Origin of the sequence: Ruegeria sp. HKCCSP346 (assembly GCF_017872595.1) — a bacterium.
Lineage (GTDB): Bacteria > Pseudomonadota > Alphaproteobacteria > Rhodobacterales > Rhodobacteraceae > Ruegeria.
Genome location: NZ_JAEDOT010000001.1, coordinates 1,376,074 through 1,396,316, shown reverse-complemented (window position 1 = coordinate 1,396,316; position 20,243 = coordinate 1,376,074). Strand labels below are relative to the sequence as shown.

Below are 20,243 nucleotides of genomic sequence, written 5' to 3'. Positions count from 1 at the left end.
GAGTTGTGGAAATGGAAGCAGATTTTGTCATCGTCGGCGCAGGGTCCGCAGGCTGCGCAATGGCATATCGTCTGAGCGAGGCCGGGGCCTCGGTTCTGGTGATCGAACACGGCGGCACCGATATGGGGCCGTTCATTCAGATGCCGGCGGCGCTGAGCTATCCGATGAACATGTCGCGCTATGACTGGGGCTATCAGTCCGAGCCCGAGCCGCACCTGAACAACCGCCGCCTAGCCTGTCCGCGCGGCAAGGTGATCGGCGGGTCGTCCTCGATCAATGGCATGGTCTATGTTCGCGGCCACGCGCGCGATTTCGATACCTGGGCCGAGATGGGGGCTGACGGTTGGTCTTACGCGGATGTTTTGCCTTATTACAAACGGATGGAAACCTGGCACGACGGCGGCCACGGGGGCGATCCGGCATGGCGCGGCACTGACGGTCCGCTGCACGTGTCGCGCGGCCCGCGCGAGAACCCGTTGTTTCAGGCCTTTGTGGATGCCGGTCAGCAGGCCGGTTACGAAGTCACGGGCGACTACAACGGTGAAAAGCAGGAAGGCTTTGGCCCGATGGAGCAGACCGTCTGGAAAGGGCGGCGCTGGTCTGCGGCGAATGCCTATTTGAAACCTGCGCTCAAGCGCGACAATTGCGATATCGTGCGCGGTCTTGCGTCTCGGGTTGTCATGGAAAACGGCCGCGCCACAGGGGTCGAACTGATCCGTGGCGGCAGGAAAGAGGTCATCAAGGCCCGGCGCGAAGTTGTTCTGGCGGCATCGTCGATCAATTCGCCCAAGCTGCTGATGTTGTCCGGTATCGGCCCAGCGGCGCATCTGGCCGAGCATGGGATCGACGTCGTGGCGGATCGCCCGGGGGTTGGTGCTAACCTACAGGACCATCTAGAGCTGTATATCCAACAGGCGTCGCTGCAACCGATCACGCTCTACAAGCACTGGAACCTGTTCAGCAAGGGCCTGATCGGGGCGCAATGGCTGTTTACCAAAACGGGACTGGGCGCATCGAACCAGTTCGAAAGCGCTGCGTTCATCCGGTCGAAGCCGGGCGTGGAATACCCCGACATTCAATACCACTTCCTGCCGATAGCGGTGCGCTATGATGGGCAGGCCGCTGCCGAGGGGCACGGGTTCCAGGCGCATGTCGGCCCGATGCGGTCCCCGTCACGCGGGGCGGTCACATTGCGCTCTGCCCAAGCCGCAGATGCGCCGGTGATCAAGTTCAACTACATGAGCCATGAAAAGGATTGGGAGGATTTCCGCACCTGTATCCGGCTGACCCGCGAAATCTTTGGGCAAGCCGCCTTCAAGCCCTTTGCGGGCAAGGAAATTCAGCCCGGTTCCGCTGTCCAAACGGATGAAGAGCTGAACGCCTTTATCGCGGAGCATGCGGAAAGCGCCTATCACCCCTGCGGTACGTGTCGGATGGGGCGCGCGGATGACAAGAATGCGGTAGTCGACCCCCAAGGCCGTGTCATCGGCGTGGACGGGTTGCGCGTTGCGGACAGTTCAATCTTTCCGCAGATCACCAACGGCAACCTTAATGCGCCGTCTATCATGGTGGGTGAAAAAGTGTCGGATTCGCTATTGGGCAAAGATCCGTTGCCGAAGGCCAATGATCGTCCGTGGATTCACCCCAACTGGGCAACCGCTCAACGTTAACCTTTCCAAACGGCCCCCGGTTGAATGCGCGTGAAATACCGCGCATATCGGGGGCATGTTAAGGATTTGTTTAACCCTTGTTCTTCTGCTGCCAGGTCTAACCCATGCCGCAGAGCACCTTGCGGGTCGGGTTCACGTAATCGATGCGGACACCTGGAATGTCGGTGGTGTTCGGGTGCGGCTGCACGGTATCGATGCGCCCGAACTGGATCAGACCTGTCAGGATTCCGACGGATCAAGCTGGCCGTGCGGGGCGTGGGCCACTCATATGGTTCAGAAGCAGTTTCAGGGACGGATGACCACATGTGTCCCGGTGGATCGGGATCGCTACGGTCGCATCGTTGCTCGGTGCAGCGTGGAGCGCGAAGACGTCGCCACCCAGATTGTAGAGCAGGGCTTGGCCTTTGCGTACCGCAAATATTCGGACACGTATGCAGGCGCCGAGCGGGTTGCGAAGACTGGAAACAGGGGATTGCACAAAACTCAGATTCAGGTGCCTTGGGTGCACAGGGCGCGCAAGAAACCGAAATCCTCTGATGTATGCATTATTAATGGAAATGTTTCGTCAAAGGGCGAAAGGATCTTTCACGAACCGGGCCAGAGGTACTATTCCAAGACCCGGATCAGCGCAGCCAAGGGCGAGCGATGGTTTTGCTCTGCTGCCGAAGCACGTGCAGCGGGTTGGCGTGCTGCGCGACGCTGAATTCTGAATTTTTACTGTGTGAAATTGATCCGCGTCAAAGTGGGCGGCGCGTCACGCTTCTACCACTGATATGCAACGACATATTAAGGAGCGAACAGACATGTCCCACACCCCGCATGAACTGGCCGAAGAGTTTCCGGACAAGGTTGAACTGATGAGCCAGCTCAAGCAAACGGACGCGCATTTTGCCCGTCTGGCTGATGAGTATCACGAGGTCAATCGCGTTGTGCATCGGGCTGAAACCAACGTCGAACCCATGGAAGACCTGGCCGAAGTTGATTTGCGCAAGAAGCGGGCAGCGCTGAAAGACGAAATCTGGGCGATTTTGTCCAAGGCCTGAACATTATGGCCGGGGGATACTGTCCCTATCCTTTCCCGGCCCCGGTCGGGGCTCCCCCGGTTAATTTCTGGCCATACGAACTCAGGTGACTTCGTATGGCAGGGTGCCGCGCGTATGGGTGTCGATGCTGAGCCGACGTTCCAGCGGCGGGACCGAGCGCTGATGGCAGTTTTGCCGCTCGCAGATGCGGCAGGAAATGCCGATGGGCTCGTAAGCGCTGGCGTTGTTTATGTCGAGGTTGTCGGCATACACGAGCGCCGGGGCGTGGCGTACCTCGCACCCCAGCGCAATTGCGTACCGCCTGACCGGTGCGCCGAATGAACCACCTGATTTCGACACATCCCGAGCCAGCGAGATATAACGCACACCATCCGGCGTTTCTGCCAGTTGCCGAAGGAAATGGCCCGGCGTTTCAAAGGCCCGATGCACGTTCCAAAGGGGGCATGCGCCACCAAACCGTGCAAATTGCAGACGCGTGGCCGAGTGCCGTTTCGTGATTGTTCCGGCCTGATCCACGCGGACAAAAAAGAACGGGATACCTTTTGCACCGGGGCGTTGCAGCGTCGACAGTCTATGCGCAACCTGCTCAATCGATGCGCCGAACCGGTTGCTGAGCAGCTCCAGATCGTGGCGCTCTTCCTGAGCGGCGGTCAGGAATGCGGAATAGGGCATCAAGGAAGCGCCGGCGAAATAATTGGCGAGGCCGATCTTGGCGATGGACCGTGCCTCTTCGCTTTGGAACTTGGCAAAATCCAGTGTCGCTTCCAGCAGCTTGTCCTGACTGATCAATGCGACCTGCAACAGCAGTTGAAACACTTGCGTTTGCGGAGTCGAGCGGGAGGAAAGGCGCAGGACTTTGCTTTCAGCGTCATAGGTGCGCAAAGGGGCGATGTCAGAGAACATCACTTGAATACCGCGCTCTGTCAGGCTGTTCAAAGCAGCCTGCCGGATGCTGCCCGGGCTTTCCGCGCGATTGGCGAACAGCTCTGCGGCCCGGTCCACGGCGTCGATGTAGTTGTCGCAATAGTGGAAGAAGTCCCGCACCTCTTCCCAGGGGCTGGCCTGCATTCGGGCGTCTTCCCGCCCCAAAGCTTCGTCCAGTGACGCGAGGCGTTCATGCGTTTGACGGTAGGTTTTGTGCAGCTCGATAAATGCGCGGGCCAAGGCCGGGGCGTTTGATGCCGTCAGGCGTAAATCGGCAAGTGGCGGCAGAATATCCGCAAAAACCGGGTCGGCCAAAGCTTCGCGCATGTCCGACACCAGTCGCTCGCTGTCGCCGGTGCTGAGCTCGGTGACATCCATGCCGAATTCTTGTGCCAGAGCCAACACAACCGTGGTCGAGATCGGCCGGTTGTTGTTCTCCATCTGGTTCAGATATGGGAGTGAAACACCCAGTTTCGCCGCGAATTCGCGTTGTGTCAGGGCCAGTCGCGTGCGCATTTCACGCAGTTTCGCGCCGGCATAGAGCTTTTGGGTGGCCATGAGGTACCTTTGCAAGTTTTCTATTTTGGAAGACTAACTTTGCAAAGTTTTCTGGGCAAGTCGTTACAGCCCCAATTGCCGTTCTCGCCGAATGACGGATCCAATTGCGAAAATCGCCAGAACTGCGGAGGTGAGCATCAGCCAAAGCAACGGCATGGCTCCGGTTTCCCGGGTCAGCAGGGTGCCTGCCAACGCGCTCAGGCCCGCGCCGCCCCCCAGCATGATTGCGCCGCTCAGCCCCGAGGCGGTTGCGGCCAGATGCGGACGAACAGACAATGCGCCGGAAGTGGCATTGGGAATGGCCATGCCGTTTCCGACGCCCACAAAGGTCATCAAGCTGAAAAAGCTGAGTGCGGTGCCCAGACCTGCGAGGAACAAGGATGCCGAAAGCGCAACGCCCAAGGCGTTCAGCAGGCTGCCCCACAACACCATCCGGTTGATGCCAATCTGCATGGAAAAACGACCGCTCAGAAAGTTGCCAACAAAATAACCGACTGCCGGTGCACCAAAATAGATGCCGACCTGTGCCGCGCTTAGTCCGAACAGCTCGGTTCCAATAAAGGGCGCGCCACCGAGATAGGCAAAGAAGGTGCCCGAAGACAACGCGCAGGACAGTGAATAGCCCCAGAACCGTGGCGAGGTCAGAAGTTCAGGGTATTCCTTGAACTGCTGAACAAGGGTCTTGCCGCTTTTGGCTGACGTTTCGCCAAAATCCGCGAAGGTCAAGGCAAGCGTCAATCCACCCAGGGCGAAAGGCAGCCAGAAATTCGCTTTCCAGCCAAAGCTTTCCTCCAGCAGCCCGCCGATCGCCGGGCCGATCATCGGGACCACGGCCATACCCATTGTCACATATCCGATCATCGATGCCGCCTGATCCTGATCGTACATATCCCTTACCGCGGCCCGGCTGAGAACCATGCCGACAACCACGACCGCCTGGCACATTCTGAACGCCAGAAAGATTTCAACGTTGGGGGCATAGATGCATCCAAGCGTGGCCAGCAGGAACAAGCCGATCCCCCACAGCAGAACTGGCCTGCGACCTGCCTTGTCGGCGAGCGGCCCAATCAGGATTTGCAGAACGGCATTGACCAGAAGATACAGCGCGATCGACAGCTGCATGACCTTGTAATCGGCGCCAAAATACGCGGCCATGTTCGGCAGGCTCGGCAGAAACAGGTTCATGCTCAGCGCAGACAAGCCCGCGAGCAATACCAGTGTCGCCAATGTGGGTGGTGTGCGGCGAACCGCGCGAGAGCTGAACTGCATGGTTCACATGTATAGTCATGGAATTTGGGATTGCCAGCAATCCAGCGATCTCAATAAGAGGCTTTGCAAGTTTACAGTTATCCAGATTGTTGTTGCTGAATATTTGCAAATTTGCCGAAAAGGGCTTTGGATGAGAGGCGCAAAGGGGTAGGGTCCCGGTAAATTTTACAGGGGATAATCGTCATGAAAGACATCCTTTCCGAGTTGGAAAACCGCCGCAACGACGCACGACTGGGCGGCGGGCAGAGGCGGATTGATGCCCAGCATGCGCGCGGAAAACTGACGGCGCGAGAGCGGATCGAGTTGTTGCTGGATGAGGGCAGCTTTGAAGAATTCGACATGTTCGTCAGTCATCGATGCACCGAATTCGGAATGGAAAAACAAAAACCTGCAGGTGATGGCGTTGTCACCGGCTGGGGCACCATCAACGGCCGCATGGTCTATGTGTTCAGCCAGGACTTTACGGTCTTTGGTGGGTCGCTGTCCGAGACGCATGCCCAGAAGATCTGCAAGATCATGGATATGGCGGTGCAAAACGGAGCACCAATTGTCGGAATCAACGATTCGGGCGGTGCGCGAATCCAGGAAGGCGTGGCTTCGCTGGCCGGGTATGCCGAAGTGTTTCAGCGCAACATCACGGCCTCGGGGGTGGTTCCGCAGATCAGCGTGATCATGGGCCCATGTGCCGGCGGTGCGGTTTACAGCCCCGCGATGACTGACTTCATTTTTATGGTCAAAGACTCGTCTTACATGTTCGTGACGGGCCCCGACGTGGTCAAAACGGTTACCAACGAGGTTGTAACGGCTGAAGAACTGGGTGGCGCCTCGACCCACACCAAGAAGTCCTCGGTCGCCGACGCCGCGTTTGAAAACGATGTGGAAGCATTGGCAGAAGTGCGCCGTCTGGTGGATTTCCTACCGCTCAACAACCGCGAAAAACCTCCGGTGCGCCCGTTCTTTGATGACCCTCACCGGATCGAGGATTCGCTGGACACTCTGGTTCCGGACAATCCGAACACGCCCTACGACATGAAGGAACTCATCACCAAAATAGCCGATGAAGGCGATTTCTACGAAATTCAGGAAGATTTCGCCAAGAACATCATCACCGGCTTTATCCGGCTGGAAGGTCAGACCGTAGGTGTGGTGGCGAACCAGCCGATGGTTTTGGCGGGATGTCTGGATATCGACAGTTCGCGCAAGGCGGCGCGGTTCGTGCGGTTCTGCGACTGTTTCGAAATTCCGATCCTGACGCTTGTCGATGTTCCGGGCTTTCTGCCGGGCACACAGCAGGAATATAGCGGCGTGATCAAGCACGGCGCAAAGCTGCTTTATGCATATGGCGAGGCGACCGTGCCCAAGGTCACGGTGATCACGCGCAAGGCGTATGGCGGTGCCTATGTGGTTATGGCGTCCAAACACCTGCGCGGCGATTTCAACTATGCCTGGCCGACAGCCGAAATCGCGGTGATGGGTGCCAAGGGTGCAACCGAGATCATTCACCGGGCAGATCTGCATGATGCGGAAAAGACCGCACAGCATGTCGCCGATTATGAAGATCGGTTTGCAAACCCCTTTGTCGCCGCCGAACGCGGGTTCGTCGACGAGGTCATCATGCCGCATTCGACCCGCCGGCGCGTGTCCAGGGCCTTTGCCAGTTTGCGCGGCAAACAGCTTAAGAACCCATGGAAAAAGCACGACAATATTCCGCTTTGACCCATTCGGGGCGGCGTTGTCCGCCCCGGTTGTTGGCACCGGTAGTCCGATTCTGAGCAGGAAATGCTCAAAATTGCGGCGGAATTGACAAAAAGCGACAAATAGTTGAATGATCCGACCCGTCAGACATAGAACCGCGCAGGCCAAAAGCACTGCGCGCGCGATCCCGGAAGGAGGAGCCTGCCTTCGGTGGGTCCGGGATCGTGCCATATGTCTGGTATTGTGCGCGCTCGGCGCTCCTGTTTTTGCCCAGACAGACAGTTCGTTGCCGGTACCGTCCGGTCAGCCCGTGCATCTGAGCGATGTCCTGCTGGACAACAACCCCGGTGAGCTTTGGGTGCGCTTTCGATTTGTCGCCCCGAAGATCGGAGCATCAGTGGGACGGATCGGCTATGATGTGGCGTCCAGGGATATGGAGCATCTGTGCCAGGTTCTTGCCGTTCCTTATGTGGCTCTGCACGAATTGCAGCCATCCAGAGTTGTCATTTCCCTGTCTGATCGCCCGGTGGAATTCGGCGACACCGCTCCGGACGCGACACAGTATTTTGAAGCCTACCGGCTGGAGCAGTCCCGTTGTATCTGGGAAGGGCTTTGACCATGAACTCACGCTGTCATGACGTCAAAGCTTCTCAGACCAACGGTGCGGCTTTGGAGGTGCGCAACATGATCCCATCCAAGTTCGGGTTCGAACTATTTTTGACTGCAAAACAAAGCTGTGGAGTGTCGCCATGCTGAAACATCGCGGGTTTCCAGGGCGTCTTTCAGGCACCGATTTTCAGTTCACTATTCGCCGCGCCAATCCCAAGGGTGTGACGCCGCTGACGCGGAGGGAACGGTTCCGGGATCGCAAACCGGCGGACAAACGTGCCGATGCCGCCTTCATGGAGGCCCTTTGGGCGCATTTCGGCGATCAGCCGTTCGAGAGGGGCAACCTGGATGCCGGACGTCTCAGCTGGCTTTTTGGGCGCGAAGTCATCCCGGCGGAAGATCCTTTTGATCCGGCCAGCTATGACGCGATGCTGGTGATCGATGTGGACGCCGCCCGTGCGTCCTTTCCCGACGTAATCGACGGGACAGGCTGATCGTGATCCAGGCCGCCGCATATCAGCCCTTCAAAACCGGTTTCGGGATGACCCTGCCCGAAACCGGGCAGGATCCGTGTGCGGCGTCAGAAGTTCAACTGAGCGGCCAGCTGAACGCGGCTTCCGTCAAAGGTTCTGCCGGTCGGCGCGTCGTTCCGTTCGCCATAGATGTACTCGGCGCTGAGTGTCAGATCCTCGGTTGCCTTGTAAAATGCGTTGACGTGGATCGTTTCCAGTTCGGTAAACGACAGGGTTCCGGTCGAGGTCGGCAGGTCATAGTCTTCTTTGCCGTATGCAATGCCAACATTCCATTTCGGGCTCAGATCCTGCCGGAATTCGATGGTGTATCCATCCACGTCATTGGCCTGGCCGTTCACGATGGGATCACCAAGGCCGATCAGGTACGGGCCGAGTGCCTCGCCGTTCACATAGTTGACCTGGAACAGACCGCCCTGCCATGGGCGAACCGAGCCGGATATCGTGAACCCGGTCTGATCAACTTCGACATTGCCGGATTCCGCCTTGCCATAAAGGCCGGACACACGTGCGACATAAGTCCCGTCATTGTATTCGGCGGATGCGGTCAAAACCGGATCGTCCGAGTTCGAACCGCCGACATTCTCTTCGATCGAAACGGCGAAGGACGTGTTCGTTCCGAAAGAGTTGGTATAGCGAACCTGCGGAACCCGTGCGAAAGGGATACCAACGGGGCCGTTGAATTCCACCGAGGTCGGGTAGGTGTCCAGCGGCATGAAGTTGGTCCAGGTCTGTCCGATCAGCCAGTTGTCACCGATGGTGATATTGGCGTGGCGTATACGCAATTCGGCCGTTCCGCCGGAACCGAACAGATCCAGTTCCAATTGTCCGCCGATATCGCCGATACCGCTTGGGGTGGTGGTGCGCAGACCGATCCGCGATTGGCGGACGGTGGCACCAAATGTACCATCGGTCGCGGCCGACGGTTCCCCGATGACATTCACGAACGCCGTGTCGCCCTGATCGAACTCGAAATCGTAGAAGAAGTCGGCCTTTACATAGCCATAAACGTCCAGAACGGTGTTACCGATGCGGAAGTCACCGTTGGCAGGGCTGGCACTGGCGGATTCCAGCGCCTCGACCCGGGCGCGCAAGGCGTCAAGTTCGGCTTGGGTTTGGGCGTCCTGAGCAAAGGCAAGCGTGCTGGTCACACAAAGCGCAGAGGCAGCAAGCAGGAGTGCCTTTTTTCTAGTCTTCGTCATGTGGGTGTTCCTTTGAGTGCGAGTGTGCACAAGGACCGTTTCACGAGGTGCAAACCTTGGGAAATCACGAGAATGGGAAGTGAAGGCTTTGATTTTTCAAGTAAATGTGTGTTTTTTACTGCGCTGAAACACGACGTCTTGAGCCGCTTGGATAACGCATTGGCGCAAGGCGGTTCTGTATGTCCAACGCTGACCGAGAGTCGTGATGCTGCAACCGCGAAACGCGCGGGAAGCGGCTTGATCTGTCACGAAACTGTGACGGTAAAGCGGCCTCAAACGCCCGAGCAGTATCGAACCGGAATAGGCGCGAAGTTGCGCGGCATTTCCGGGTGTGGGCAGATTCCAGCCGAAATCCCGATTGGAAACAATACTGTGTTTGCCGGCAATATTGTGCTGTGCAAACTGGTTGAGCCGTGCGGCTCTACTTTGCCTGCGCCGCACATGCACCTACTATTCCGTACCCCTTCCTTGCGCGGGCAGGCTTGTGTTCCCCACATAGTCCTGTCCGCGTTTTTCTTTTTGCCTGTCACGGACAAAAAGAGGCAAAATCCCGCACAAAAATCGCCGGCGCGTCCGTTGATATTGAATAACAGGGTGTGTTTCGCGCATCTGACCCGAAAAGGACCAAGAAACCAAAAAGGGCAGATACTATGCGATTCTCACGCTTCATCCTTGTGGCGACGACCTGCGCGGGTCTGGCCGCCTGCGGAGACACCACGGGCGAACAGGCAATCCTCGGCGGCGGTGCCGGGGCAGTGGGGGCGGCCGTCCTCAACGCGGACCCGTTGTTTGGCGCAGCAGTCGGCGCGGCGGGCAACGTGCTGTACTGCAAGACACAGAACACCTGTAACTAACGCATATTTTGCGGGGCGCATGTCGTCCCGCCCGTCATCGCGCATCACGCCGTCGTGGGGATTGTTCCCTGCGGCGGCGTTTTGCGTTTCCAGAACACCAAGCCAAAGGACGTTCCATGTTCAATAAGATCCTGATCGCCAACCGGGGCGAGATCGCCTGCCGGGTTATCAAGACCGCCCGCAAGATGGGTATCGGCACCGTCGCCATTTTCTCGGACGCGGACAAGAACGCGCTGCATGTGTCGATGGCGGACGAAGCCATCCATATCGGCCCGCCACCTGCAAACCAGTCCTATATCGTTATCGACAAGGTGATGGACGCCATCCACCAGAGCGGCGCGCAGGCGGTCCATCCCGGTTATGGTTTCCTGTCCGAAAACGCCAAGTTTGCCGAGGCGCTGGAAGCCGAAGGTGTGGTTTTCGTCGGTCCTCCGAAAGGCGCGATCGAGGCGATGGGCGACAAGATCACCTCGAAGAAAATCGCGCAGGACGCGAATGTGTCGACGGTTCCCGGATATATGGGGCTGATCGAAGACGCGGAAGAGGCGGTCAAAATCTCGAACGAGATCGGCTATCCTGTCATGATCAAGGCCAGCGCCGGCGGCGGCGGCAAGGGCATGCGGATCGCGTGGAATGACGACGAGGCGCGCGAGGGCTTTCAGTCGTCAAAGAACGAAGCCGCAAGCTCGTTCGGGGATGATCGGATCTTCATCGAGAAATTCGTGACCCAACCGCGTCACATCGAAATTCAGGTTCTGTGCGACAGTCATGGAAACGGCATCTACCTTGGCGAGCGCGAATGCTCGATCCAGCGCCGGAACCAGAAAGTCGTGGAAGAGGCGCCGTCGCCGTTTCTGGACGAAGCGACGCGCAAAGCCATGGGGGAACAGGCGGTGGCCCTGGCCAAGGCCGTGGGCTATTCCAGCGCGGGAACGGTAGAGTTCATCGTTGACGGTGAAAAGAACTTCTATTTCCTGGAAATGAACACGCGTTTGCAGGTTGAACACCCTGTCACCGAACTGATCACCGGCGTTGATCTGGTCGAACAGATGATCCGCGTAGCAGCGGGTGAAAAGCTGTCGATCACGCAGGACGACGTGACACTGACCGGATGGGCGATCGAAAACCGCCTGTACGCCGAGGATCCGTATCGCGGCTTCCTGCCCTCGATTGGCCGTCTGACCCGGTATCGCCCGCCGCAGGAGACGGCAGCCGGACCGATGCTGGCCAACGGCAAATGGCAGGGGGATGCGCCCGAAGGCGATGTTGCTGTTCGAAATGACACCGGCGTCTATGAGGGCGGTGAGATCAGCATGTATTACGACCCGATGATTGCCAAACTGTGTACCTGGGCTCCGACCCGTGATCAGGCGATCGAGGCGATGCGCGTGGCGCTGGACAGTTTCGAGGTTGAAGGCATTGGCCACAACCTGCCGTTCCTGTCCGCCGTGATGGATCATCCGAAATTCATCAGCGGCGATATGACCACGGCCTTCATCGCCGAGGAATACCCCGACGGGTTCGAGGGCGTCGAACTGGCCGAGGCAGACCTGCGCCGGATTGCGGCGTCCTGCGCGGCCATGCATCGCGTCGCAGAAATTCGCCGGACCCGCGTGTCGGGCCGGATGGATAATCACGAACGCAAGGTCGGCACCGATTGGGTTGTTTCCTTCGGGCGCGAGATCCAGTGGCCCGTCAAGGTTAACGCGGATCAGGACGGGGCCACGATTAGGTTTGACGACGGTCAGGAAATGCGGGTGACGGGTGATTGGACACCGGGTGATCAACTTGCCGTCATGACGGTCGATGAAGCGCCGCTGGTCATGAAGGTGGGCAAGATCTCGGGCGGGTTCCGCATCCGTAACCGCGGCGCGGATCTCAAGGTGCAGATACGTACCCCGCGTCAGGCCGAACTGGCGCGGCTGATGCCTGAAAAACTGCCGCCGGACACTTCGAAAATGCTGCTGTGCCCGATGCCCGGCCTGGTCGTGAAGATCGACGTCGAAGTGGGGCAGGAGGTGCAGGAAGGTCAAGCGCTGTGCACCATCGAGGCGATGAAGATGGAAAACATCCTGCGCGCCGAGAAGAAGGGCATCGTTGCCAAGATCAATGCAGGCCCCGGCGACAGTCTCGCCGTGGACGAAGTGATCATCGAGTTCGAGTGATCATGACCGCGCTTTTGCCATACCCGTCAAAGCCTCCGGCATTCTGTGCCGGGGTCTTTCGGGGTGGCGAAAGCGGTCAGCCGCCTTCGCGCCGATCGCGGATTTCGCGTTCGCGCAAGGGGGTCTTGTCGATGGATCGGCCAATCTCGCGCACGCTCCACGGAGAAGGTTTGCGCAGTTTGACCACGCCGTCCTTGTCGACGAATACCATCTGGAACCCGCGCGGGCGCAGCTGTGACCGGATCGGAGACCGCGCCGATGGGTCGGTGTCGGTCAGAACCACCACGTCACGCTCACGCATTGCGGCTTCGCCCTCGACCAGCATGTCGATCTGTTGCTGGAACCGCGGGTCCGCTGGCGTGTCGGCAAAGACTACGATAGGTCGGTTGACCCAAAGAAACTCGCTGAGTTCGCTGTCACCCACCGGGCGGACAAAACTGTCATCCGTCGTCGCCGTGCCATCCGCCGCCCAGACAGACATCGGGATTAGTGCCAAGAAAACAAAGGCAAGCGTGCGTGTCATGTGGCCTCCTGTTCCTTCGAATATAGCCTCTGTGACACCGATTGCGACCGACGATTTGTACCAAACACTCAAAATGTCGCGCTTGCGGCTGAATGAAACGGCCAAGCGCAAGACCTCAATGCGGAAGCTTTCGACTGCCGCCATCCGAATTGACAAGAGGAAACCGAAATGACCGACACCAAGGATTGGAAAGCGCTGGCCGAGAAAGAGCTGCGCGGGCGTCCGCTGGACGACCTTACCAAAGAGACGCTGGAAGGCATTGCGGTCAAACCGCTCTATACGCAGGAAGACACCGCTGGTTTGCCGCATATGGGTTCGCTGCCGGGCTTTGGTCCGTTTACACGCGGTGTGAAAGCCACGATGTATGCCGGCCGTCCGTGGACGATCCGTCAATATGCGGGCTTTTCGACCGCCGAAGAATCCAACGCCTTCTATCGCCGCAATCTGGCGGCGGGCCAGCAGGGTGTTTCGGTTGCCTTCGATCTGGCCACCCACCGCGGCTATGACAGCGACCACCCGCGTGTCGTCGGTGACGTGGGCAAGGCCGGTGTGGCCATCGACAGTGTCGAGGACATGAAAATCCTGTTCGACGGCATTCCGTTGGATCAGGTCTCGGTCTCGATGACCATGAACGGCGCGGTGATCCCGATCCTCGCCAATTTCATCGTGGCGGGTGAAGAGCAGGGACACGACAAATCCGTGCTGTCCGGCACCATTCAGAACGACATTCTGAAGGAATTCATGGTGCGAAATACCTATATCTATCCGCCCGAGCCCTCGATGCGGATCATCTCGGACATCATTGAGTATACCTCGAACGAGATGCCCAAGTTCAACTCGATCTCGATCTCGGGCTATCACATGCAAGAGGCCGGCGCGAATCTGGTGCAGGAGCTGGCCTATACCCTGGCCGACGGGCGCGAATATGTCCGTGCAGCGACACAGGCCGGGATGGACGTGGACAAGTTCGCAGGCCGTTTGTCGTTCTTCTTTGCCATCGGCATGAACTTTTTCATGGAGATCGCCAAACTGCGCGCCGCGCGCACGCTGTGGCACCGGGTCATGACCGAGTTCGGCGCGAAATCCGAACGGTCAAAAATGCTGCGCACCCACTGCCAGACGTCAGGTGTTTCGTTGCAGGAACAGGATCCTTACAACAACGTGATCCGCACCGCCTATGAGGCGATGAGCGCGGTTCTGGGCGGTACCCAGTCGCTGCACACAAACGCTCTGGACGAGGCGATCGCGCTGCCCACCGACTTTTCGGCGCGTATCGCCCGAAACACGCAGCTGGTGTTGCAGGAAGAGACCGGCGTGACCGATGTGGTCGACCCGCTGGCGGGGTCTTATTACGTCGAAAGCCTGACCAATGAGCTGATCGAGAAAGCCTGGGCCCTGATGGAAGAGGTCGAGGAAATGGGCGGCATGACCAAGGCCGTGGCCAGTGGTATGCCCAAGCTGCGCATCGAGGAAAGCGCCGCGCGCCGCCAGGCCATGATCGACCGTGGCGAAGAGGTGATCGTCGGGGTCAACAAATATCGCAAGGAACAGGAAGATCCGATCGACATTCTGGACGTCGACAACGTGGCGGTTCGCGAAGCGCAGGTCGCGCGTTTGGAACGTATCCGTGCGACCCGTGACGAAGCCGCTTGCCAACAGGCGCTGGACGCTTTGACCAAGGCTGCCCAAGAGGGCGGAAACCTGCTGGCCGCCGCCGTCGAGGCCGCCCGTGCCCGCGCATCCGTAGGAGAGATCAGCATGGCAATGGAAAAGGAATTCGGCCGCCACCGCGCCGAAGTGAAAACCCTGGCCGGCGTTTATGGCGCGGCCTATGAGGGCGACGAAGGCTTTGCCGCGATCCAGAAATCCATCGAGGAGTTTGCCGAGGCCGAAGGCCGCCGCCCGCGTCTGCTGGTGGTCAAGATGGGGCAGGACGGCCATGACCGTGGGGCCAAGGTGATTGCAACTGCCTTTGCCGATATCGGGTTTGACGTGGACGTTGGCCCCTTGTTCCAGACCCCGGCCGAGGCCGCGCAGGACGCGGTGGACAATGACGTGCATGTGGTCGGCATTTCCTCGCAGGCGGCAGGGCACAAGACACTGGCTCCGCAACTGGTGGAAGAGCTGAAAAAGGCCGGGGCCGAGGACATCATCGTGATCTGCGGCGGGGTGATCCCACAACAGGATTACCAGTTCCTTTATGATCATGGGGTCAAGGCCATCTTTGGCCCGGGCACCAACATTCCCGAGGCCGCTCAGGACATCCTGCGCCTGATCAGCGAAGCGCGCGGCTGAAGAAGGTCGGGTTTTTCGTCAGATCATCTTGTGATCGTGCCTCTTTGGCGAAAACATACGGCCAGATCCGCAAGGGTCTGGCCATTAACTTGCAGGAGGTGGCACATGTTACTGGATCATCTGGCCGTCGCGGGCGAAACGCTTGAAGAAGCGTCTGCGCATATCGAACAGGCGCTTGGCGTTGCGCTGCAACCCGGTGGGAAACACGAAAAATTCGGGACACATAACAGGCTGCTGGGTCTTAGGGATGGGCTCTATCTGGAAGCGATTTCCATCGATCCGCAGGCGCACCCTCCGGGCAGGCCGCGATGGTTCGATCTGGACAGTTTTCAGGGCGGCCCGCGTTTGACGAACTGGATATGCCGGGTCGAGGATATCGAGGCCACACTGTCGATCTTCCCCGATGGCACCGGAGAGCCGATCGACCTGACCCGGGGCGCGCTGCGGTGGCGCATGGCGGTTCCACCAACCGGGCGCTTGCCGTTCGACAACCTGTTTCCCGCCCTTATCGAATGGCAGGGCGATCTTCACCCGGCCGACATGCTGCAAAACAGCGGCTGTCGGCTGCGGCGTTTGGTTGTGTACCACCCGGATGCGTTGACGCTGGCCAGACATCTTGGTGCATTGGATCAGGTGGTGTTCGACACCGGCCCGGCCGCGCTCAGGGTGGAGTTCGAGACGCCTCATGGGGTCCGGGTGCTGGAATGATCATTCGCCCGGCCATGGCGGCGGATGCGCCCGCAATCGCCAGGATTACCAATGCGATCATTCGTGAGTCCTTGATCACCTTCACGACCGATGAGCGCAGCACAACGCAAATCACCGAGGATATTACGGAGCGGGGCACTGGATTCCTAGTCGCCGAACATGATGGGCAAGTTGTTGGTTTTGCCACCTATGCCCTGTTTCGCGCGGGCCCCGGATACGCGCAAACGCGCGAACATTCGATCCAGTTGTCACCGGACGCGCGCGGAAAAGGCGTTGGGCGTGCTTTGATGCAGGCGCTTGAGGCGGCCGCAAGAACCGACGGGGTGCATGTGCTGGTCGCAGGCATTTCCTCGGCCAATCCGGGCGCCGTGGCGTTTCACGCGGCGCTGGGCTTTTCACAGGTTGGTCGCATGCCCGAAGTTGGGTTCAAACGGGGTCAATGGCTGGATCTTGTGCTGATGCAGAAAATTCTTTCACCTGAATGATCTGTCGCACCTGACAGTCCCGAATTGTGACGCTAGTGTACGCCCATGTCGATCTGGACCCGCATATCCGATGCGCTCAGCGCGCTGGCCCAAGGCGAAAGCCTAGCCGCAGTTTTTGAAAAGCTGCGAACACCTCCGGAACGATCGGTGGCGTTCACGATTGCGGTGATTGCCCTGGGCGCAAAAATGGCCAAGGCAGACGGCCAGGTGACACGAGATGAAGTCACTGCCTTCCGCGATGTGTTCCAGATCGCGCGCGAAGACGAAGAAGATGCTGCGCGGGTCTTCAACATGGCGCGCACGGATGTGGCGGGGTATCAGGACTATGCCCGCAAGATCGCCCGGATGTTCGCCGAAGACAGCACCACGCTTTGCGATCTGATGGAGGGGCTGTTTCACATCGCCATGGCCGATGGGTTCTACCACCCCAATGAGAACGCGTTCTTGGAGGAAGTGAGCAAGATATTCGGGCAGTCCGACGCTCAATTCAAAGCATTGCGGGCACGGTTCGTGCCGGATGCGCCAAAGGATCCTTACACGGTTCTGGGTGTGCCGCAGGACATGCCTTTGCCCGATATCCGCAAAGTCTGGCGAAGGCTGGTCCGCGAAACGCACCCGGACGCCATGATGGCGCGCGGTGTCCCGGAAGAGGCGATCAGACTGGCCGAGAAAAAGATGATCGACATCAACCGCGCCTGGGATGAGATCAACGGCGCGCGGGCCTGACAGGATGCGGCTGGCGACCTACAATATCGAATGGTTTGCCAATCTTTTTGATCAAAACGACCATCTGATTGTCGATGACACCTGGTCCGGTCGGCATAATGTCACCAAGGCGCAACAGGTCGAGGCGATCGCAAAAGTGCTGACCGCGATTGACGCGGATGCGGTATTGATTGTCGAGGCTCCGAACACCGGCAAACGCCAGAATACGGTGCGGGCCCTGCAAACCTTTGCCGAGGCGTTCGATCTGCGCATCTCTGACGCTGTGATGGGGTTTGCCAACGACACCCATCAAGAGCTGGCGCTGCTCTACGACAGGACCATTCTTACCGTGCGTCATGATCCCAAGGGTGACATCGACGACCCCTTGGCCCCCCGGTTCGATGGTGCGTTCAGAATCGATCTGGATATTGATGCGACCGAGGATGTGGTGCGGTTTTCCAAACCACCGATGGAACTGGCGGTGACGACGCAATCGGGCCACGACGTCCGGCTGATCGGAGCTCATTTGAAATCCAAGGCTCCGCATGGGGCCGGGTCGCGGGACGAGGCGATCCGGATCTCGATTGCCAACCGCCGCAAGCAACTGGCGCAGGCGGTCTGGCTTGCCAGGCGGGTCGAGATGCACGTTGCCAGCCAGGAACCCGTCATTCTGCTGGGAGACCTGAACGACGGTCCCGGGCTGGATGAGTTCGAGCATCTGTTCGGCCGCTCTTCGGTCGAGATTTTGCTGGAGGCAGGGTTGTTCGACCCGCACGCGGTGACGGCTCATGGTTTTCGGCCGGGATCGATACCCTCCACGGCGCGCTTTGCCCGCCCGGAAGAAGGCAGGTTTCTCGAGGCTCTTCTGGATTACATAATGATTACACAGGATCTGCGTGCATACCGCCCGGCCTGGCGCATTTGGCATCCGTTTCGCGACGCGGCCTGTTGGTCCGCACCGGACCTGCGACAGGCGCTGCTGACGGCGTCGGATCACTTCCCAGTCACACTGGACATCGACCTGTGACCTTTCACGCCTGCGGCTGGGGCGCTATATACTAGGTATGAAACACGTTTTGCTGATCAGCATAATCACTGCCGGCATCGCCGCGCCCGCCCTTTCGCAGGAAGACAACAGCAAATCCCTGATGGAGCAGGGGGCCGAGCTGTTTTTCGAAGGTCTGCGCAAGGAGATGGAACCGGCGCTGGATGATCTGCTGGGCCTTGCGGATGAGTTTGGCCCGGCAATGCAGTCGTTCTTGCGGGAAATGGGCCCCGCACTGGCCGAGCTGGGGGCCGAGATCAAGGATTGGAGCGCTTATGAAGCGCCCGAGATCTTGCCCAATGGCGATATCATCATCCGAAGGAAACAGGCCGAGGATCCGCCAGAGCCTGAAAATGAAAGTGAAGAATTGCCCGAAGGGGCAACTGATATCTGATCGGATCGATGGTCAGCCCTTGATGATCACGCGCGTATCGGATTTCAGGGCGTTCGCCAGTGAATTCAGGCGCGCTTCGGCAACTTCGCTGAACAGGGGGGCTGCTGCTTCGGGCAGGTATAGCTCCAACTCCCGCTTTTTGGGATAGAATTTCAGGCGCCCCATATTGGCGTCCTTGTGCATCCACAGCATCGCGCCAAAGCGCATGGCCTTGCCCAGAATTTCGGCCTGTTTCTGGCTTTTTTCATCCAGCAATTCGTAAAGCCGAGAGAACCGGTTGCCTTCCCGTTTGTTGCGATAGCGGTGTTGCAGTGCCAATCCGATGAAAACACGCTCGGAGTGCTTCAGGCCCCCCAGATTGGCGCGCGTGACGTTGTCGAAACACACCTCGGCCCGATAATCGGGATGTGCGCGCCAGCTTACATCGTGCAGCAGGCAGGCCGCCTTGATCAGGCGCACCCTGCTGGGCGGTGCGGATCTGAACAGCGGGATGACAAAATCATAGAGATTGCTGCCAAATCCGGGCAGGCGCGCGTCCTTGGCTTCCGAGAACCGGCTGGCTTCGATCAGCGGGTCGCGGTCGCGCACTTCCTGCGGCATCTGCTCATACAGCAACCCCTCGCGGATACCATAGCTCGAGATGGCGATATCTTTGGGTTTGAACGTGCGGATCAGCCGCGCCAGAACATCCATCGCATAAGGGATAAGCGCCATGCGCGAACTGGACACGCCGGCCTGAGTACGCAGCTTTTCATGATCGTGTTTCTCGATGTATTTGATTGTCTCGCGCACCTGCTTGGTGGTCATGCGGTATTCATGCAGAACGTTCAGCGGATAGCCTCGCCGCAGCATGTCCAGCCGCGCAAAGGCACGCCAGCTGCCGCCGACCAAAAACAAACGATCCCGCTGCTGGCCCATCTGATTGCGCAGATCCTCCATCGTTTCCTTGATATGCGCTTTTCGCGCGCGCCGCCCGCCTTTGATGTCACGCAGTTTCAGCGGCCCAAGCGGCGAGGTCACGCGGCGGCCGACCTGACCACCGCCGATTTCGGCCAATTCCATCGACGATCCGCCAATATCGCAGATCAGCCCATAAGCTCCGGGCCATCCCAACAGGACACCCTGTGCCGACAGGCGGGCTTCTTCGTCACCGTCAATGATGGCCACTTGCAAACCTGTTTCAGCCTGCACCTGATCGCAGAACTCGGGCCCATCCGAGGCTTCGCGCACAGCAGCGGTGGCGACAACATGCAAACCGGGCAAATCCAGATCCATTGCCAGGTGCTGGAAGCGCCGCAATGCCGCCAGGGCACGTTTGCGGCCTCGCGGGTTCAGCCGTCCGGTTTCGGACAGGCCCGCCCCCAGTTCGCACATGACCTTTTCATTGTAGAAATAAGCCGGTGATCGGGCCGCCCCGTCGAAAATGACCATCCGGACCGAGTTCGACCCGACATCGACAACCCCGACGCGCGACAGCGCCCGTGCGTCCGGTTTGTCAAACAGAGGCTTTCCGATTGTTCCCCAATCCGGGATATCGGTTTCGACGGTCTGATCCATGTGCCTTCCAGA

The 20,243-nt window shown here is 58.9% G+C and carries 19 protein-coding genes; 14 read left to right on the top strand and 5 right to left on the bottom strand.

Annotated elements, in window-relative coordinates; translation table 11 throughout:
• Window positions 1-11 precede the first annotated feature (11 nt).
• The 3 genes from betA to I9185_RS06975 all read left to right on the top strand — a co-directional run bounded on the left by betA (window position 12) and on the right by I9185_RS06975 (window position 2,713).
• On the top strand, window positions 12-1,670 hold the full coding sequence (betA, locus tag I9185_RS06985) for a choline dehydrogenase (RefSeq protein WP_171227852.1): 1,659 nt from the start codon (window positions 12-14) through the stop codon (window positions 1,668-1,670).
• Window positions 1,671-1,725: 55 nt separating this feature from the next.
• Entirely contained in the window at window positions 1,726-2,373 is a 648-nt protein-coding gene (locus I9185_RS06980) for a thermonuclease family protein (RefSeq protein WP_210092653.1), read from the top strand.
• A 100-nt stretch (window positions 2,374-2,473) separates the two neighbouring features.
• The gene (locus I9185_RS06975; RefSeq protein ID WP_152458727.1) at window positions 2,474-2,713 is read left to right on the top strand and encodes a YdcH family protein; all 240 of its coding nucleotides are present in this window, start codon (window positions 2,474-2,476) and stop codon (window positions 2,711-2,713) included.
• 81 nt (window positions 2,714-2,794) lie between these two features.
• Here I9185_RS06975 and I9185_RS06970 read toward each other — a convergent pair whose 3' ends face one another.
• Together I9185_RS06970 and I9185_RS06965 are read right to left on the bottom strand one after the other, a co-directional pair.
• Window positions 2,795-4,195, bottom strand: a complete 1,401-nt coding sequence (locus tag I9185_RS06970; RefSeq protein ID WP_210092652.1) for a helix-turn-helix transcriptional regulator — start codon at window positions 4,193-4,195, stop codon at window positions 2,795-2,797.
• Window positions 4,196-4,258: 63 nt separating this feature from the next.
• Entirely contained in the window at window positions 4,259-5,464 is a 1,206-nt protein-coding gene (locus I9185_RS06965; protein WP_171630878.1) for a multidrug effflux MFS transporter, read from the bottom strand.
• 183 nt (window positions 5,465-5,647) lie between these two features.
• Here I9185_RS06965 and I9185_RS06960 point away from each other — a divergent pair, with 183 nt between their 5' ends.
• From I9185_RS06960 to I9185_RS06950, 3 genes are all read left to right on the top strand, one after another.
• Window positions 5,648-7,180: an acyl-CoA carboxylase subunit beta gene (locus tag I9185_RS06960; protein ID WP_171630880.1), complete on the top strand. Its 1,533-nt coding sequence runs from the start codon at window positions 5,648-5,650 to the stop codon at window positions 7,178-7,180.
• 109 nt (window positions 7,181-7,289) lie between these two features.
• Window positions 7,290-7,775, top strand: a complete 486-nt coding sequence (locus I9185_RS06955; protein ID WP_209832465.1) for a DUF6497 family protein — start codon at window positions 7,290-7,292, stop codon at window positions 7,773-7,775.
• Between the two features lie 133 nt (window positions 7,776-7,908).
• A complete protein-coding gene (locus I9185_RS06950; RefSeq protein WP_152458722.1) occupies window positions 7,909-8,262 on the top strand; it encodes a hypothetical protein in 354 nt (117 codons plus the stop codon).
• 86 nt (window positions 8,263-8,348) lie between these two features.
• Here I9185_RS06950 and I9185_RS06945 read toward each other — a convergent pair whose 3' ends face one another.
• Window positions 8,349-9,500 (bottom strand): DcaP family trimeric outer membrane transporter, encoded by a 1,152-nt coding sequence (locus tag I9185_RS06945; protein WP_171630886.1) that lies wholly within the window; start codon window positions 9,498-9,500, stop codon window positions 8,349-8,351.
• A gap of 650 nt (window positions 9,501-10,150) precedes the next feature.
• On the opposite strand from I9185_RS06945, the gene I9185_RS06940 reads away from it, so the two are divergent.
• Window positions 10,151-10,354: a hypothetical protein gene (locus I9185_RS06940; protein ID WP_152458720.1), complete on the top strand. Its 204-nt coding sequence runs from the start codon at window positions 10,151-10,153 to the stop codon at window positions 10,352-10,354.
• A 116-nt stretch (window positions 10,355-10,470) separates the two neighbouring features.
• Window positions 10,471-12,519, top strand: a complete 2,049-nt coding sequence (locus I9185_RS06935) for an acetyl/propionyl/methylcrotonyl-CoA carboxylase subunit alpha (RefSeq protein WP_210092651.1) — start codon at window positions 10,471-10,473, stop codon at window positions 12,517-12,519.
• Window positions 12,520-12,595: 76 nt separating this feature from the next.
• On the opposite strand, the gene I9185_RS06930 is transcribed toward I9185_RS06935, so the two are convergent.
• Window positions 12,596-13,042 carry a DUF4174 domain-containing protein gene (locus tag I9185_RS06930; RefSeq protein ID WP_171362466.1) on the bottom strand — a complete coding sequence of 149 codons (447 nt, stop codon included), beginning with the start codon at window positions 13,040-13,042 and terminating at the stop codon, window positions 12,596-12,598.
• Window positions 13,043-13,210: 168 nt separating this feature from the next.
• Here I9185_RS06930 and scpA point away from each other — a divergent pair, with 168 nt between their 5' ends.
• The 6 genes from scpA to I9185_RS06900 all read left to right on the top strand — a co-directional run bounded on the left by scpA (window position 13,211) and on the right by I9185_RS06900 (window position 18,674).
• The gene (gene scpA, locus I9185_RS06925; RefSeq protein WP_171630890.1) at window positions 13,211-15,337 is read left to right on the top strand and encodes a methylmalonyl-CoA mutase; all 2,127 of its coding nucleotides are present in this window, start codon (window positions 13,211-13,213) and stop codon (window positions 15,335-15,337) included.
• 105 nt (window positions 15,338-15,442) lie between these two features.
• A complete protein-coding gene (locus I9185_RS06920; RefSeq protein ID WP_210092650.1) occupies window positions 15,443-16,045 on the top strand; it encodes a VOC family protein in 603 nt (200 codons plus the stop codon).
• Window positions 16,042-16,530: a GNAT family N-acetyltransferase gene (locus I9185_RS06915; RefSeq protein ID WP_210092649.1), complete on the top strand. Its 489-nt coding sequence runs from the start codon at window positions 16,042-16,044 to the stop codon at window positions 16,528-16,530. Before I9185_RS06920 ends, I9185_RS06915 begins: the two co-directional genes overlap by 4 nt.
• A 45-nt stretch (window positions 16,531-16,575) precedes the next feature.
• Window positions 16,576-17,256: a molecular chaperone DjiA gene (locus I9185_RS06910; RefSeq protein WP_171114829.1), complete on the top strand. Its 681-nt coding sequence runs from the start codon at window positions 16,576-16,578 to the stop codon at window positions 17,254-17,256.
• A gap of 4 nt (window positions 17,257-17,260) precedes the next feature.
• The gene (locus I9185_RS06905; RefSeq protein WP_171630896.1) at window positions 17,261-18,262 is read left to right on the top strand and encodes an endonuclease/exonuclease/phosphatase family protein; all 1,002 of its coding nucleotides are present in this window, start codon (window positions 17,261-17,263) and stop codon (window positions 18,260-18,262) included.
• A 37-nt stretch (window positions 18,263-18,299) separates the two neighbouring features.
• Window positions 18,300-18,674, top strand: coding sequence for a hypothetical protein (locus I9185_RS06900; protein ID WP_171630898.1), 375 nt, complete (start codon window positions 18,300-18,302; stop codon window positions 18,672-18,674).
• A gap of 12 nt (window positions 18,675-18,686) precedes the next feature.
• On the opposite strand, the gene I9185_RS06895 is transcribed toward I9185_RS06900, so the two are convergent.
• A complete protein-coding gene (locus tag I9185_RS06895) occupies window positions 18,687-20,231 on the bottom strand; it encodes a Ppx/GppA family phosphatase (RefSeq protein ID WP_171630901.1) in 1,545 nt (514 codons plus the stop codon).
• Between the last annotated feature and the right edge of the window lie 12 nt (window positions 20,232-20,243).

Excerpts from the sequence above, each read along its gene's own strand:
- I9185_RS06955 (WP_209832465.1), top strand. The coding sequence starts at position 7,290 with ATGATCCGACCCGTCAGACATAGAACCGCGCAGGCCAAAAGCACTGCG.
- I9185_RS06935 (WP_210092651.1), top strand. The coding sequence starts at position 10,471 with ATGTTCAATAAGATCCTGATCGCCAACCGGGGCGAGATCGCCTGCCGG.
- I9185_RS06905 (WP_171630896.1), top strand. The coding sequence starts at position 17,261 with ATGCGGCTGGCGACCTACAATATCGAATGGTTTGCCAATCTTTTTGAT.
- I9185_RS06930 (WP_171362466.1), bottom strand. The coding sequence starts at position 13,042 with ATGACACGCACGCTTGCCTTTGTTTTCTTGGCACTAATCCCGATGTCT.
- I9185_RS06945 (WP_171630886.1), bottom strand. The coding sequence starts at position 9,500 with ATGACGAAGACTAGAAAAAAGGCACTCCTGCTTGCTGCCTCTGCGCTT.
- I9185_RS06920 (WP_210092650.1), top strand. The coding sequence starts at position 15,443 with ATGTTACTGGATCATCTGGCCGTCGCGGGCGAAACGCTTGAAGAAGCG.
- I9185_RS06980 (WP_210092653.1), top strand. The coding sequence starts at position 1,726 with ATGTTAAGGATTTGTTTAACCCTTGTTCTTCTGCTGCCAGGTCTAACC.
- I9185_RS06960 (WP_171630880.1), top strand. The coding sequence starts at position 5,648 with ATGAAAGACATCCTTTCCGAGTTGGAAAACCGCCGCAACGACGCACGA.
- I9185_RS06975 (WP_152458727.1), top strand. The coding sequence starts at position 2,474 with ATGTCCCACACCCCGCATGAACTGGCCGAAGAGTTTCCGGACAAGGTT.
- I9185_RS06950 (WP_152458722.1), top strand. The coding sequence starts at position 7,909 with ATGCTGAAACATCGCGGGTTTCCAGGGCGTCTTTCAGGCACCGATTTT.
- I9185_RS06895 (WP_171630901.1), bottom strand. The coding sequence starts at position 20,231 with ATGGATCAGACCGTCGAAACCGATATCCCGGATTGGGGAACAATCGGA.
- I9185_RS06910 (WP_171114829.1), top strand. The coding sequence starts at position 16,576 with ATGTCGATCTGGACCCGCATATCCGATGCGCTCAGCGCGCTGGCCCAA.
- I9185_RS06970 (WP_210092652.1), bottom strand. The coding sequence starts at position 4,195 with ATGGCCACCCAAAAGCTCTATGCCGGCGCGAAACTGCGTGAAATGCGC.
- betA (WP_171227852.1), top strand. The coding sequence starts at position 12 with ATGGAAGCAGATTTTGTCATCGTCGGCGCAGGGTCCGCAGGCTGCGCA.
- I9185_RS06940 (WP_152458720.1), top strand. The coding sequence starts at position 10,151 with ATGCGATTCTCACGCTTCATCCTTGTGGCGACGACCTGCGCGGGTCTG.
- I9185_RS06965 (WP_171630878.1), bottom strand. The coding sequence starts at position 5,464 with ATGCAGTTCAGCTCTCGCGCGGTTCGCCGCACACCACCCACATTGGCG.
- I9185_RS06915 (WP_210092649.1), top strand. The coding sequence starts at position 16,042 with ATGATCATTCGCCCGGCCATGGCGGCGGATGCGCCCGCAATCGCCAGG.
- scpA (WP_171630890.1), top strand. The coding sequence starts at position 13,211 with ATGACCGACACCAAGGATTGGAAAGCGCTGGCCGAGAAAGAGCTGCGC.
- I9185_RS06900 (WP_171630898.1), top strand. The coding sequence starts at position 18,300 with ATGAAACACGTTTTGCTGATCAGCATAATCACTGCCGGCATCGCCGCG.